The sequence below is a fragment of the Myxococcus sp. NMCA1 genome, from assembly GCF_026810205.1.
In the GTDB taxonomy this organism is placed as follows: domain Bacteria; phylum Myxococcota; class Myxococcia; order Myxococcales; family Myxococcaceae; genus Myxococcus; species Myxococcus xanthus_A.
In genome coordinates this window covers 6,535,486-6,548,543 of the sequence record NZ_CP113950.1, presented here as the reverse complement: position 1 = coordinate 6,548,543, position 13,058 = coordinate 6,535,486, and the positions used below count along the sequence as shown (strand labels likewise).

At 68.5% G+C, this 13,058-nt stretch carries 17 protein-coding genes; 5 read left to right on the top strand and 12 right to left on the bottom strand.

Annotated elements, in window-relative coordinates:
- Positions 1-14: 14 nt before the first annotated feature.
- The 11 genes from OZ403_RS26830 to OZ403_RS26780 form a co-directional block, all read right to left on the bottom strand.
- Complete coding sequence (locus OZ403_RS26830) at positions 15-785, bottom strand: LytR/AlgR family response regulator transcription factor (RefSeq protein ID WP_268782117.1); 771 nt, start codon at positions 783-785, stop codon at positions 15-17.
- Positions 782-1,897 carry a sensor histidine kinase gene (locus OZ403_RS26825; protein ID WP_268782116.1) on the bottom strand — a complete coding sequence of 372 codons (1,116 nt, stop codon included), beginning with the start codon at positions 1,895-1,897 and terminating at the stop codon, positions 782-784. The genes OZ403_RS26830 and OZ403_RS26825 overlap by 4 nt, the downstream gene beginning before the upstream one ends.
- Positions 1,898-1,905: 8 nt before the next feature.
- Entirely contained in the window at positions 1,906-3,069 is a 1,164-nt protein-coding gene (locus OZ403_RS26820; protein ID WP_268782115.1) for an acyltransferase family protein, read from the bottom strand.
- Positions 3,070-3,242: 173 nt separating this feature from the next.
- The gene (gene rplI, locus OZ403_RS26815) at positions 3,243-3,686 is read right to left on the bottom strand and encodes a 50S ribosomal protein L9 (RefSeq protein ID WP_140794217.1); all 444 of its coding nucleotides are present in this window, start codon (positions 3,684-3,686) and stop codon (positions 3,243-3,245) included.
- Positions 3,687-3,713: 27 nt separating this feature from the next.
- A complete protein-coding gene (gene rpsR / locus OZ403_RS26810) occupies positions 3,714-4,109 on the bottom strand; it encodes a 30S ribosomal protein S18 (RefSeq protein ID WP_090491552.1) in 396 nt (131 codons plus the stop codon).
- A gap of 51 nt (positions 4,110-4,160) precedes the next feature.
- Complete coding sequence (rpsF, locus tag OZ403_RS26805; protein WP_140794216.1) at positions 4,161-4,637, bottom strand: 30S ribosomal protein S6; 477 nt, start codon at positions 4,635-4,637, stop codon at positions 4,161-4,163.
- Positions 4,638-4,908: 271 nt separating this feature from the next.
- Positions 4,909-5,484: an aminoacyl-tRNA hydrolase gene (gene pth / locus OZ403_RS26800; RefSeq protein WP_140794215.1), complete on the bottom strand. Its 576-nt coding sequence runs from the start codon at positions 5,482-5,484 to the stop codon at positions 4,909-4,911.
- Between the two features lie 81 nt (positions 5,485-5,565).
- The gene (locus OZ403_RS26795) at positions 5,566-6,228 is read right to left on the bottom strand and encodes a 50S ribosomal protein L25/general stress protein Ctc (RefSeq protein WP_140794214.1); all 663 of its coding nucleotides are present in this window, start codon (positions 6,226-6,228) and stop codon (positions 5,566-5,568) included.
- Positions 6,229-6,401: 173 nt separating this feature from the next.
- Positions 6,402-7,352, bottom strand: coding sequence for a ribose-phosphate pyrophosphokinase (locus OZ403_RS26790; RefSeq protein WP_002634159.1), 951 nt, complete (start codon positions 7,350-7,352; stop codon positions 6,402-6,404).
- Between the two features lie 47 nt (positions 7,353-7,399).
- Entirely contained in the window at positions 7,400-7,699 is a 300-nt protein-coding gene (gene spoVG / locus OZ403_RS26785; RefSeq protein WP_002634160.1) for a septation regulator SpoVG, read from the bottom strand.
- Positions 7,700-7,833: 134 nt separating this feature from the next.
- Positions 7,834-8,214, bottom strand: coding sequence for a DUF5658 family protein (locus OZ403_RS26780; protein WP_174258895.1), 381 nt, complete (start codon positions 8,212-8,214; stop codon positions 7,834-7,836).
- A gap of 194 nt (positions 8,215-8,408) precedes the next feature.
- Here OZ403_RS26780 and OZ403_RS26775 point away from each other — a divergent pair, with 194 nt between their 5' ends.
- From OZ403_RS26775 to OZ403_RS26755, 5 genes are all read left to right on the top strand, one after another.
- Positions 8,409-9,008, top strand: coding sequence for a thymidine kinase (locus OZ403_RS26775; RefSeq protein WP_140794212.1), 600 nt, complete (start codon positions 8,409-8,411; stop codon positions 9,006-9,008).
- A 15-nt stretch (positions 9,009-9,023) separates the two neighbouring features.
- Complete coding sequence (locus OZ403_RS26770) at positions 9,024-9,839, top strand: uracil phosphoribosyltransferase (protein ID WP_140794211.1); 816 nt, start codon at positions 9,024-9,026, stop codon at positions 9,837-9,839.
- Between the two features lie 11 nt (positions 9,840-9,850).
- Positions 9,851-10,384, top strand: coding sequence for a hypoxanthine phosphoribosyltransferase (hpt, locus tag OZ403_RS26765; protein ID WP_011555045.1), 534 nt, complete (start codon positions 9,851-9,853; stop codon positions 10,382-10,384).
- Positions 10,385-10,756: 372 nt separating this feature from the next.
- Positions 10,757-11,593 (top strand): aquaporin Z, encoded by an 837-nt coding sequence (aqpZ, locus tag OZ403_RS26760; protein WP_140799416.1) that lies wholly within the window; start codon positions 10,757-10,759, stop codon positions 11,591-11,593.
- Between the two features lie 83 nt (positions 11,594-11,676).
- Complete coding sequence (locus OZ403_RS26755) at positions 11,677-12,312, top strand: LysE family translocator (protein WP_140876475.1); 636 nt, start codon at positions 11,677-11,679, stop codon at positions 12,310-12,312.
- 3 nt (positions 12,313-12,315) lie between these two features.
- On the opposite strand, the gene OZ403_RS26750 is transcribed toward OZ403_RS26755, so the two are convergent.
- Positions 12,316-12,963, bottom strand: coding sequence for a hypothetical protein (locus OZ403_RS26750; RefSeq protein ID WP_268782114.1), 648 nt, complete (start codon positions 12,961-12,963; stop codon positions 12,316-12,318).
- Positions 12,964-13,058 lie beyond the last annotated feature (95 nt).

Here is a 13,058-nt window from a genome sequence, read left to right as displayed (position 1 = left end):
TGTAGCAGTGACGCCTACCCCTCCAGTCCCCACTTCTGGAGGAACGCTTCACGCCAGGTGCGGCTGAGCACGACGGAGCTCCCGTCCTTGAGGACGAGGATTCCATCCCCGTGGCTCCACGGCTCCAGGCGGGCCACCGCGTCCAGGTTGACGATGTCGCCCCGGTGCACCCGGACGAAGCGTGAGGGGGCCAGCCGCTCCTCCAGGGCCCGGAGTGTCTGTCGCACCAGGTGTTCTCCTTGGCCCGTGTAGAGCCGCACGTACTTGTCCTCGGCCGACAGGCGCCAGACGTCCTTCAGCGGCAGGGGTACCCAGGCCTCCCCCGCCTTCACCACCAGCCGCTCCAGCGGACGGCCCGCGGGGGCCCGCCCCAACTCCGCCAGCAGGGCCTGGAGCCGCGCGGTGTCCGGCATCCCGCTGCGCAGCACCGCGTGGGCCTTGTCGAGCGCCCGGCCGAAGCGCTCCGCGTCGTAGGGCTTCAGCAGGTAATCCACGGCCTGCGCCTCGAAGGCCGCCAGCGCGAAGGCGTCGTACGCGGTGGAGAAGATGACGGTCGGGCAATGCTCCGGGCCCAGGGCCTCCAGCACCTCGAAGCCGGTGAGGCCGGGCATCTGCACGTCGAGCACCAGCAGGTCCGGACGCAGGGCGCTCACCTGGCGCAACGTCTGGGTCCCATCCGCCGCCTCGCCCGCGAGCGCGAAGCGCGTGTCCTCCGCCAGCAGGCGCTTCATCTTCGCCCGCGCGGGGGCTTCGTCGTCGGCCACCAGCACCTGGAAGCGCGTCATGCCGCGGCCTCCCGGGGCAGCCACAGCGACACGCGCGCGCCGCCTTCGGGGCCGTGGCTTCGTTCCAGCCGCGCACGGCCCGCGTGCAGCAGCGCCAGGATGCGCTCCAGGTGGGCCAGCCCCACGCCGGGACCAGACGCGGGCGAGGGCGTGCCGAAGCCGCGCCCCGTGTCCTCCACTTCCAGCCGCCACCCGGCGCCGTCCTCCCGGGCCCGGATGCGCACCTCCAGGGGATCGGTCCTGTCCTGGTTGTGCTTCACCGCGTTCTCCACCAGCGCTTGTAGCGCGAAGCAGGGCACCTGGGCGCCGTCCAGGCCGGGAGCCACCTCCCAGCGCACCGTCACCCGTTCGCCGAAGCGCGCGGCCAGCAGGGCCACGAAGCGCGCGGCCTGGGTGCGCTCCTCGGCCAGCGTCCACGTGGCCTCGCGCCGCTCCAGGCTGGCGCGCAGCAGCCCGCCCAGGTCGCTGAGCAGCCGGTCCGTGCGCGCGAGGTCCTCGTACATCACCGAGCTGACGGTGTTCAGGGCGTTGAAGAGGAAGTGCGGGTGGAGCTGCCCGGTGAGGGCTTGGAGCTGGGCCGCGCGCAGCTCACCTTCCAGCGCCGCCTCTCGCAGCGCCCGCGCCTGACGCTCCTTCCAGGCCTGGAGGAAGCTCCACAGCGTGGCGGAGACGGTGTACGAGATGAGGTCCTTCTGCGCCTCCATGGGGATGCGGAAGGCCAGCTCGCCATAGTCGTAGGTGCCCCAGCCGAGCAGCGCGTACAGCAGCTGCCGCGTCCCCACCATCAGCGCGGTGTGCAGGCCGGTGAAGAGCACGAAGGCCACGGCATGGATGCCCAGGAATCGCCCCCATCCCACGCGAGGGCTCGGAGCGTTGAGCACCGCCGTGTAGAGGATGGGCATGACGGCCCAGATGCCGAGCGACCCGGTGACTTCCCAGAGGAAGGGCCGGGCAGCCGGTAGGGTGCCGCCGTCCGCGCGGATGGTGAGCCACAGCGTGAGCCCCAGCCACAGGCCGAAGAACAGGCAGAAGCCGAACAGCGCCAGCGCCGGCCGCGCGCGGATGCGGGGCCACTTCCAGTCGGAGCGGGCCTGGGGCGGGGCGGGCGTCATGGGCGTCGTCAGGCAGTATGCAGCGGGGCGGCGGGGATGGGCGCGGCCTGTTTCGAGCGGGCCGGCATCCCGAAGCACGCCCGCAGCCAGGGCACCCGGGCCACCCCTTCACACAGGCCCCAGGTGAGACCGAACGTCAGCGTGAGCACCGCCAGGAAGAGGCCCCAGGGGCCCACGGGCCAGTCGACGATGGCGAAGCCGACGACGACGATGACAGTCTGGTGGAGGATGTAGAACGGGTAGGCCCGCTCGCGCGCGTACCGGAGCCAGGGGCGGCGGACGTGGATGCAGGCTCGCGCCCACGCCAGGGCCGTGAGGATGAAGAGCCACTGCAGCGCCGTGCGGCCCAGCGTCTCCAGCGGGAAGGCGTACTCGTTCGGCGGCACCATGACGGCGAAGAGCAGGCCGCAGGCGCCCAGCAGCGCCTTGCGCCGGGCCACCAGGTGCTCCATGGCGCGAGGACACTGGCCCAGCAGGTGTCCGCCGAGGAAGAAGAGGCCGAAGTGGATGAAGGCTCGCGGGTCGTCGAGCAGCGCGTGCGTCTGGGGGAAGCGGCGCAGCAGCACCTCGTTGAGCGCGAGCGGCAGGAACAGCCACGCCACGTTCCAGCCCCGGCTCAGCCACGCCTCGGCGCGCTGGAGCCAGGCCTGGCCCCTCGCCGTGCGCAGCGTCGCGAAGAGGGGCAGCGCGAGCATGCAGTAGACGAAGAGGTACACGACGAACCACAGGTGGTGCCAGCTGAAGCTGCCGGCGGGGTAGGGCACGAAGCCGAACACGGACGGGTAGAAGTCCGCGTAGCTGCCCTGGAACGTCCCTCGCTGGAGCCGCTCCACGTAGATTTGCGGCGGCACCACGACGAACATGCCGAACAGCACCGGACCCAGGAGCCGCTTCGTGCGGTCCCCAGCGAAGGTGCCCAGCGAGCGCCGCCGCAGCGCGAACGCCGTGCCCAGGCCGGAGATGCACATCAGCAGCGGCATGCGGAGGTGGTGCAGCACCTCCATGGGCGGCTCCAGCCACGGCAGGGCCCGGACGCTCTTCACGTGCCAGTCCCAGGTGTTGAACATCATCCCGGTGTGGAACAGGTGCAGCAGGAGGATGGCCACCACGCGGAGCCAGTCCAGGTCCGGGCGGTGTTCATCGGTGGGGTGCGCGGTGACGGTGGTGCTCATGGGCGAGCCTCCTTCCGCTCCGGGATACGCACCGCGCCCGGGGCGCTCCACGCGCTTGTCGCCAGCCGGTTTCACAAGGGCGCGAACCGGACGGGCGGGGTGGGGCGCAAAGGAAAAGGCCGCCCGGGTTGCCCCGGACGGCCTTTTCTCACTTCAGTGAAGCCCGCGGAGGATTACTCCGGCAGGACCTCGAGCTTGATCTTCGCGATGACGTCGCGGTGCAGGCGCAGCTCCACCTCGTAGTTGCCCAGGGCCTTGATGGGCTCGGGCAGGTGGATGTGGCGGCGGTCGATGCTCTGACCCTCGGCGGCAACCGCCTCCGCGATGTCCAGCGCCGTGACGGAGCCGAACAGCTTGTCCTGATCGCCCACGCGGCGCTTGATGCTGACCTTGATGGCGCCGATCTTCTTCGCCTGCTCCTCGGCCGCGCCCTTCAGCTTGGCGTTCCGAGCGGCGATGACCGACTTCTCGTGCTCCAGCTGGCGCAGGTTCTGCTCGCTGGCGAGAACCGCCTTCTTGCGGGGCAGGAGGAAGTTACGGCCGAAGCCGTCCTTCACGGTGACGAGTTCCCCGGACTTGCCCAGGTTCTCGATGTCCTCACGCAGAATGACCTTCATGTTCAGTCTCCTGTGCGGACCGGCGGACTAGCCGACCACCGCGTTGTAGGGGAGGAGCGCGATGCCACGGGCGCGCTTGATGGCCACCGCCACCTCGCGCTGGTGCTTGGCGCAGTTGCCGGAGATGCGGCGGGGGATGATCTTGCCGCGCTCGGTCACGAAGTACTTCAGCGTCGCCTGGTCCTTGAAGTCCACCGACGCGTTCTTCTCCGCGCAGAAGCGGCAGACCTTCTTGCGGCCGAAGCCGCGGCCACCACCGCGCTTGTCGTCGTCGCCGCCCAGCCCGCCGCCGCGGTCGCCGCGATCACCACCGCGGTCACCCCGGTCACCCCGGTCACCACCGCGCGAACCACCACCGCCGAAGCCACCACCGCTGCGGGCGGCGGGGGCAGAGGCCGTCTTGCTATCCGTTCCGTTGCTCATGAGCGTTCTCGTATCCTGGAATGGTCTCTAGCGAATTGACCCAGAAGGCCCTCAGGCCTCCTCGGACGACTCCTCCTCGGAGTCGCCGCCCTGCTCCTCGGCACCCTCGGAGCGGAAGCCACCCTCGCGCTCCGCGGGAGCGCCCGGACGGGTCTCCTCCACGTCGCCGGCCAGCTTCACGTCCTCGAGCACCGGACGCGTCTCGGGGTCCACCTCGTCCGCGAGCTTCACGGAGATGTAGCGGGTGACCTCGTCCAGGTTGCGGAGGTTGCGCTCGATTTCCGCCACCAGCTTCGCGCCGCCCAGGAAGTGGGTGTGCACGTAGATGGCGCGGGGCTGCTTCGCCACGGGGAACAGGGTCTTCTTCTTGCCCCACACCGTGAAGCGGATGACCTTGCCACCCTCACGGGAAACGATGCCGCGGACGCGCTCCTTGAGCTTGTCCACGTTGTCGTCCGTCAGGTCCGGCTTGACCAGGAAGATGGTCTCGTACTCACGAAGCCGCGTCGCGGCCTGCGTCTCAGCCATTGTTTTCTCTCCCCTTGGGGTCGAGTGCCCTCCGGTGAATCCAGAGAGCGGGGAAACGGCCAGCAGACCTGAGAGGCCCACCGCCGGGGACGGGAAACCGCGCGCCCGTCACCTTCGCGCTACGTCCCGTGTACCAACACGGGAAGCTGAAAAAGAACATCCCACCGGGTTATCCCCGATGAGGGAACGGGCCTTCTATGGGGCCCCCCCCGCCAAGTCAAGCGGCCGGGCGCCCTGTCCGCCTGCCCGTGGGGGGCCCAGGGGGCCCGCCTCAGGCCTTCCGGTTGAACCGGTTCATGGCCACCGACAGCCCTTCGCGAATCCAGATCTCCGTCATGTCCATGGCCCGGTCGGTGAGTGTTTCCAGCTCCCGGCGCTCGCCGTCGTCGAAGTTGGACAGGACGTAGCCGGACACGCGCTCGCGGGCGTTGGGGCCCTCCGGCTTGCCAATGCCGAAGCGCAGGCGGATGAAGCCCTCGTCGCCCAGGCTGGCGACGATGCTCTTGAGGCCGTTGTGGCCGCCGCTGCCGCCGCCGGCCTTGAGCTGCAGCCGGCCCAGGGGCAGGTCCAGCTCGTCATGGATGACGAGCACGTCCGCCACCGGCACCTTGAAGAAGCGCGCCGCCTCCGCGACGGAGCGGCCCGACAGGTTCATGAACGTCTGGGGCTCCACGAAGAGGACGCGCTCGCCCGCCAGGGTGCCCTGGCCGACCTTGGCCGCGAACTTCTCCTGGTTCAGCTGCGCGCGCGCCCGTGACAGCAGCGCCTCCACCACCATGAACCCGATGTTGTGCCGGTGCCGCTCGTACTCGCGCCCTGGATTGCCCAGCCCGACGATGAGCTTCATGACGTGGCTCCCGAAACGAGAAACGGGGCCAGCCCCTTGCCGGGCCGGCCCCGCTCCAGAAGGACCGCTGAAGGCGACAGACTACTTCTTCGCCGGGGCCTTCGCGTCCTTGGCCGGAGCCGCCTTCGCGTCCTTGGCCGGAGCCGCCGCCGCGGCAGCCGCCGCCGGACCCGCCTCCACGGCCTCCGGCGCGCTGATGACGGCCAGGGTGTAGTTGACGTTCGTCTTCACCGACACGCCCTCGGGCAGCTTCACATCGTTGATGTGGAGCACCTCGGCGATCTTCATCGGCGTCACGTCCACCTCGATGCGCTCGGGGATGGCGCCGGGCAGCGACCAGACCTCGATCTCACGGCGAGCCTGGGTGAGCAGACCACCGTCCGCCACGCCCTGCGCGCGGCCGGAGAGCACCAGCGGCACGTTGACCTTCACCTGCTCGTTGGCGCGCACGTCCAGGAAGTCGGCGTGCAGGATGGCGCGGGTGACGGGCTCCATCTGGTAGTCCTTCAGGAGCACCTGGCGGTCACCGCCCTCCACCTTGATCTGGATCAGGGTGTTGAACTTGTGCGGGGTGTTGATGGCCTGGCGGACCGCCTTGGGGTCCACGGAGATGTGCACCGGCTTCTCCAGGTGCTTTCCGTAGACGACGGCGGGAATCAGACCCTGGGCGCGCAGGCGGCGGGCAACGCCCTTGCCGGAACCCTCACGCGGCTTGGCCTCGAGGGTGCTCGTATTGACGGACATGGAATCCTCACGAATGGGACTGCGGGTGCCACCGGCGGCCCTGGCGCCCTCGGCATCCCGCCCCAGTGGCGGGCCCCGAAGACGGCGCCTGTGAAGGCCTCCGATGGAGGGCCGTGCACATGCCAGCCGGAGGGCCTGGAGTCAAGCCGCCCGGCGGACAGACGCGCGCCGGCTCAGACGAACAGCGAGCTGAGCGAGTCGGCGCGGTGGATGCGGGCAATGGCCTCGCCGAAGAGGCGCTCGGTGGTGAGCAGGCGGATCTTCGAGCAGGCCTGCGCCGCAGGAGACAGCGGCACGGTGTCCGTGAAGACGACCTCTTCCAGCACCGAGTCCTGGATGCGCTGGATGGCCGGGCCGGAGAGGATGGGGTGGACCGCGTACGCCACCACGCGCCGTGCGCCCTTGGCCTTCAGCGCCGCGGCCGCCTGGGCGAGCGTGCCGGCGGTGTCCACCATGTCGTCCACCAGCACCGCGTCCTTGCCGCTCACGTCGCCGATGAGGTTCATCACCTCCGACGCGTTGGGGCGGGGACGGCGCTTGTCGATGATGGCCAAGCCCGTGTTCAGCCGCTTGGAGTACGCGCGGGCGCGCTCCACGCCGCCGGCGTCCGGCGAGACGATGACCAGCTCCTGCGACTCCGGGAAGCGCTTGCGCAGGTCCTCCAGGAACACCGGCGAGCCATAGAGGTGGTCCGAGGGGATGTTGAAGAAGCCCTGGATCTGCCCCGCGTGCATGTCCATGGACACCACGCGCCCGGCGCCCGCGGACTCCAGCAGGTCCGCGATGAGCTTCGCCGTAATCGGCGTGCGCGGCGCCACCTTCCGGTCCTGACGGGCGTACCCGTAGTACGGAATGACGGCGGTGATGGAGCCGGCGCTGGCCCGCTTGAGCGCGTCACACATGATGAGCAACTCCATCAGGTGGTCGTTCGCCGGCGGGCAGGTCGACTGGAGGATGAAGATGTCGTGGCCGCGGACGTTCTCGCCGATCTCGACGTGAATCTCCCCGTCCGAGAAGCGACCGACCTCCGCTTTGCCCAGAGGGCGCTTGAGGTACTCGCAGATGCGATGCGCCAGGCCGGGATTCGAGTTCCCGGCGAACACCTTGAAGTCACGCGGCTGCATGGTGGGGCCGCTGACTAACCTGGACGCGGACGGAAGGAAAGAAGTCGTTAGTCCAGGTCCGCTGGCGCTGCGACAAGCATCCCGGCTTGCGCCTGATGGAGGTGTCGCTCGTACTCCATCAGGATGACGCGTTCCATTTGACTCCGCGTATCCGCGTTGAGCGGGTGGGCAATGTCCTTGTACGTCCCATCCTTCCGCTTCTTGGCTGGCATCGCGATGAAGAGCCCGGTCGAGCCGTGAATGACCTTCAAATCGCGAATGACGAAGCAGTGGTCCAAGGTGATGGTGACGTACGCCTTGAGCTTGTCCTCTTCGACCGGAAACACCCGGACGTCGGTGATGTTCATGGTCCCCCCCCGAACCCGAAAGGTCGGAGCTGAAGGGAAGCCTGGGACATACCGGGTGTCAAATGCAAGCGCGGGCGCGAGGGAGATTCGCGCCACTGTTCAATGCCCCCACAGTCGGCCGCTGCGAGCGGAGGCTAGGTCAGCATTTGCGGCCAGTGCATGACCAGGTGGGTCAGAAAGGCGAGGTGGTAGACCACGATGACGGCATACACGGCCGCGCCCAGCCGGATGGCGATGCGGCTGGCGTTGAGGTGCCGGTGGATGCACAGCAGCCACAGGCCCGCGTTCACGATGACCAGCTTGGAGAACATGAAGAAGAGCGGGGACTGCTCATAGGCCTCCCGCATGATGGGGTTGAGCTCTTCGGCCACACCCAGCTGCAGGAAGAAGAGGGTGAACAGCCCGTCCAGCAGGTTCAGCATCAATAGCGCCACGGATGCCGGTGACAGGTAGAAAGAAGCCCTGTTGCCCCACGCCCCACCCAGCATCTGTCCGATCGTCGCCGCCACGCCCATCCCCCTTCGCCAGTCCGTAGTCAGTGCTCTTCAAGAGCCTTGCCAACGCCCGCGGGGCCTGGTGACGGGCAGGCGAGGAAGCGGGCGACATCCAGGGACGATTCGGCTATGGGACGGGCGTGGCGGGAAGTTGACTCTCCTGGGGTCGTGGCAGACTATCCGCGCCCTTTCCGCCCCCGGCCCGTGAGCGTTCCTTGCACCAATTCCCCAAAGATATCGGGTGGATAGAGGTCATCTGCGGTTCGATGTTCTCCGGCAAGACGGAGGAGCTGATCCGCCGCGTCCAGCGCGCCGTCTACGGCAAGCAGAGGGTGCAGGTCTTCAAGCCGCGCATCGACAACCGCTACGACGAATCCGCGGTGGTGAGCCACTCGCAGCTGAAGGTGATGTCCACCGCCATCGAGCGGGCTGAAGAGATTTTTTACAGGCTCGCGCCCGACACCCAGGTGGTGGGCATCGACGAGGTGCAGTTCTTCGGTTCAGAAGTCGTCGCCGTGGTGGAGGCTCTGGCCAACAAGGGCCTGCGCGTCATCTGCGCGGGCCTGGACCAGGACTACCAGGGGCGGCCCTTCGAACCGATGCCCCAGTTGATGGCGGTGTCGGAGTACGTGACGAAGGAGCTGGCCATCTGCGTGGTGTGTGGGAATCCGGCCAACCGCTCCCAGCGCATCGTGTCCAGTGGTGAGCGGGTGGTGGTGGGCGCGGCGGGCGCGTATGAGCCGCGCTGCCGCAAGTGTCACGTGGCGGAACCGGCGGAGGGCACGCCGCCGCAGACATTGGAACTGTTCGACTGAGCGGGAGCTGAACGGATGCGCGACACCCTGTACTCCAACGTTCCCTTCAAGCTGAACGAGATGACCCACCACTATGGGCCTCACGTCCACCTGGTGGGAAATCCCTTTCTCCTGACCCAGCTGGCCACGCTGTGTTCGAAGGGCGTCATCCAGCCGCAGATCAACCGCCTGGTGGAGACGCTGTACGTCGACCTGGTGAAGACGGTGCTCAACGCGGAGTTCCCGCGGAAGAACGTGAGCCTGCCCACGCGGATGATCGACTCCACCCCCCAGGGCCTCTACCAGGGCGAGGTCATCGACCCGCAGGTGCGCGTGGTGACGGTGAACATCGCCCGGGCGGGCACGCTGCCGTCGCAGGTGACGTACGACCTGATGAACGCCACGCTGGACCCGACGGTGGTGCGCCAGGACCACATCATCATGAGCCGCATGATTGACGCCGCGGAGGCGGTGGTGGGCTCGGAGATTGGCGGCGCGAAGATTGGCGGCGATGTGGACGACGCCTTCGTGCTCTTCCCGGACCCCATGGGGGCCACGGGGGGCAGCCTGTCCACGGCGATTTCGCTCTACAAGAACAAGGTGCCCGGGACGCCCCGGCGCATCATCACCCTGAACCTCATCGTCACGCCGGAGTACCTGCGGAAGATGACCACGGACCATCCGGACGTCATCATCTACGCGCTCCGGTTGGACCGGGGCCTGTCCCCGCCGGAGGTGTTCGGCACCGAGCCGGGCGCGCTCTGGGAGAAGGAGCGGGGCCTGGATGACCGGCAGTACATCGTCCCCGGAGGCGGCGGCTTCGGGGAGATCATGAACAACGCGTACGTGTAGCGGAGGAATCCTTGGCGTTCTATGAGCAGGAAGTCGGTGTCCTGATTTCCGAGGACAAGTTGCAGGCGCGCGTGCGCGAGCTCGCGGCGGAGATTACGCGCGACTACGCGGGCAAGGACCTGACGCTCATCTGCGTGCTGAAGGGCTCGGCGTTCTTCGCCATCGACCTGGCGAAGTACATCGACCTGCCGGTGAAGTTGGAGTTCCTGGGCGTGTCCAGCTACCAGGGCGGCACGGAGTCCACGGGCGAGGTGCGCATCACCACCGACGTCAGCAAGCCGATGGCGGGCAAGCACCTGCTCATCATCGAGGACATCATCGACACCGGGCTCACCATGCAGTTCCTGCTGGAGAACCTGCGCGCCCGGCACCCCGCGTCGCTGAAGGTGTGCACGCTGCTGGAGAAGCCCTCGCGCGCCCGGACGAAGGTGGACATCGACTACAAGGGCTTCGTCATCGATGACCTCTTCGTCGTGGGCTACGGGCTCGACTTCGGCGAGGTGTACCGGAACATCCCCTTCATCGGGGTGATGAAGAACAAGTAGTTCCGGCCGGGTGCTGGCGCCGCCCTCATGCGCGGCGCCGCACCGGTCTTCAGGTGATGCTCGGAACGGGCAGCGGCGCACCACGCCGTCGCACTGGATGGAGCACGTCGTCACCGCGAGAAGCAGCGTAGCAGCCTTCGACGAGTCCTTTCCATGTGGGGACGGCCTATCCAGGCTGTCTTTCCTATGCCTGAAAGTCAAAGAGGGCATGTCTGTGTATGTCAGGGGAGACAGAGGGCCATGGGCCGCTCACGGGGGCTGCTCAGCGGCCGTGACGCGGTGCTTCGCGTTGTCGTCTTCCGGTCCATGCACAGCGTGCCTGAGAAGAATTCGCTGAAGCGCGGCGTCTGACCGCGCGAATCGAGGCTGACCATGGATGCATCCAGGGACAGGGCCGCGCTGGCTCGGGCGGGCAACCCCCGCAACAACGACGCCGTCCGGAAGTACGTTGCGGAGTTCATCGGGACGTTCGTCCTGGTGTTGGGGGGCGTCGGGGCGGCCGTGCTGGCGGGCGACCACATCGGCTTCCAAGGTGTAGCGCTCGCCTTTGGACTGTCGCTGCTGGCCATGGTGTACGTGATTGGCCCCATCTCGGGTTGCCATGTGAATCCGGCGGTGACGCTGGGCCTCCTGCTGTCGGGGAAGATGGAGGGCAAGGACGCGGTCGGCTACGTGGTGGCGCAATGCGTGGGGGCCATCCTCGGCGCGGGCGTGGTGCTGCTGATTGCCAAGGGCATGCCCGGAGGGTACTCGGCGGTGACCGAGGGACTCGCGACCAACGGGTACGGCGCTGCTTCACCTGACGGCTTCAACATGGGAGCGGCCTTCCTCACGGAGGTGGCGCTCACCTTCCTGCTCGTGCTCACGGTGCTGGGCGCGACGGATGCGCGCGCCCCGGTGGGCTTCGCGGGGCTGGCTATTGGCCTGGTGCTGGCGCTCATCCACCTGGTGGGGATTCCGGTGACGAACACGTCGGTGAATCCGGCGCGCAGCCTGGGGCCGGCGGTGTTCGCGGGGAGCGTGCCCATGGGGCAGCTGTGGCTGTTCATCGTGGCGCCGCTCTTGGGAGGCGCCACCGCGGCGGCGGTGTATCGCACGGTGTTCCGTCCTGCCGTGCCCATCAGCGCGGAGGAGGCCGAGCGGGCCCTGCGGCGCGAGCGTGAGGCGCGAATCGCGGACGAGCGGGCCGGCACGCGCGCGCCTGTCTGATGCTGCGGGTCGCTTTGCTCGGCGGGCTCCGGCGGGTACGGTGACCGGCACTCGGGGCCAGTCGTGCCCCCACTGGAGCCGCCATGTTCTTTGACCCGACGCGCCTCACGGCCTACTTCCTGGCGGTGCTCGCGCTCATCCTGACGCCCGGGCCGGACACGATGTTCGTGCTGGCCCGGAGCATGGGGCAGGGGCGCAAGGCGGGCATTGTCTCCGCGCTGGGCATCTTCGTCGGATGCCTGTTCCACATCGCCGCGGCGGCGTTCGGGCTGTCGACGCTGCTCGCGACGTCGGCGCTGGCCTTCTCCGTGGTGAAGTGGGGTGGGGCGGCGTACCTGGTGTGGATGGGCGTGCAGATGCTGCGCAGCAAGGACACCGCGTCCGAGGCGGTGCAGGCGCTGCCACCCGCTGGCCTGTGGCGCATCTTCCGCGACGGCGTCGTCACCAACGTGTTGAACCCGAAGGTGGCCGTGTTCTTCCTGGCCTTCCTTCCGCAGTTCGTGGACGCGTCCGCGGGCTCGACGGGGCTCCAGTTCCTGGGGCTCGGGTTGATGTTCTCCGTCACGGGGACGTCGTGGCTGGTGCTGCTGGCTGCGTTCGCGGGTGCCTTTGGGGGCTGGATGCGGCGCAACCCGCGCGTGGCGGCGTGGCAGAAGCGCGTCACCGGCGGCGTCTTCGTGGTGCTGGGGGCGCGGCTGGCGTTGCAGCGCCAGGCGTAGGTGTCAGACGAGCGCCTTGATGACCACGTAGAGCACGTAGAGGACCCACGGCACGGCGGCCAGGAGTCCGAGGATTCCGAGCAGGCCGGCCCAGACGGGGTAGCCCTTGCGCCACGGCAGGAGCAGGAAGGTGCCTCCGGCGAGCGCGGGCAGTGGCAGCAGGTTGAGGGCGGCCAGCTTCGCGCTCATCAGGCCCCAGGCGCGCAGCAGGTCGCCGTCCCGGAGGAGCGCGAGGAAGCGCTCCACGCGGCCGGGGAGCAGGGAGGGCTCGAAGGGCACGGCGAAGCCGCTCACGAACTGCCGCAGGGCCTCCGTGGGGCCCAGGCAGGCCATGGCGATGGCAACCTGGAGGACCCAGGGCAGGAGGATGACGGCGGCGTGCAGGGGCGGGGAGAGCTGGAGCAGGCGGCTCCTCGCGGGGGCGCCCTCGACGGGCTCGTCGAAGCTCACCGCGCTGCCGAGCGCCAGGGGGCGGAAGGCCCACAGGATGCTCCCCAGGCGGGCGGAGAGCAGGGTGGGGCCGTAGCCGAGGACGACGGACACGGGCCGTGCCCCAAGAGTGCTGGCCACGGCGGCCTGCGCCAGCGCCCAGAGGGCGTTGACGGCGAAGAAGAGCACCCAGAGCCAGAGGAGTTGGGACAGACGGTCCATGCGGTGCGTCCCTGTCTACCATGACCCGGGGTGGTATCCGTGAGCGGGCGGGGCACCAATCATCCTGGAGCGTGGCGCCGCGTCTCAGGTAGGCA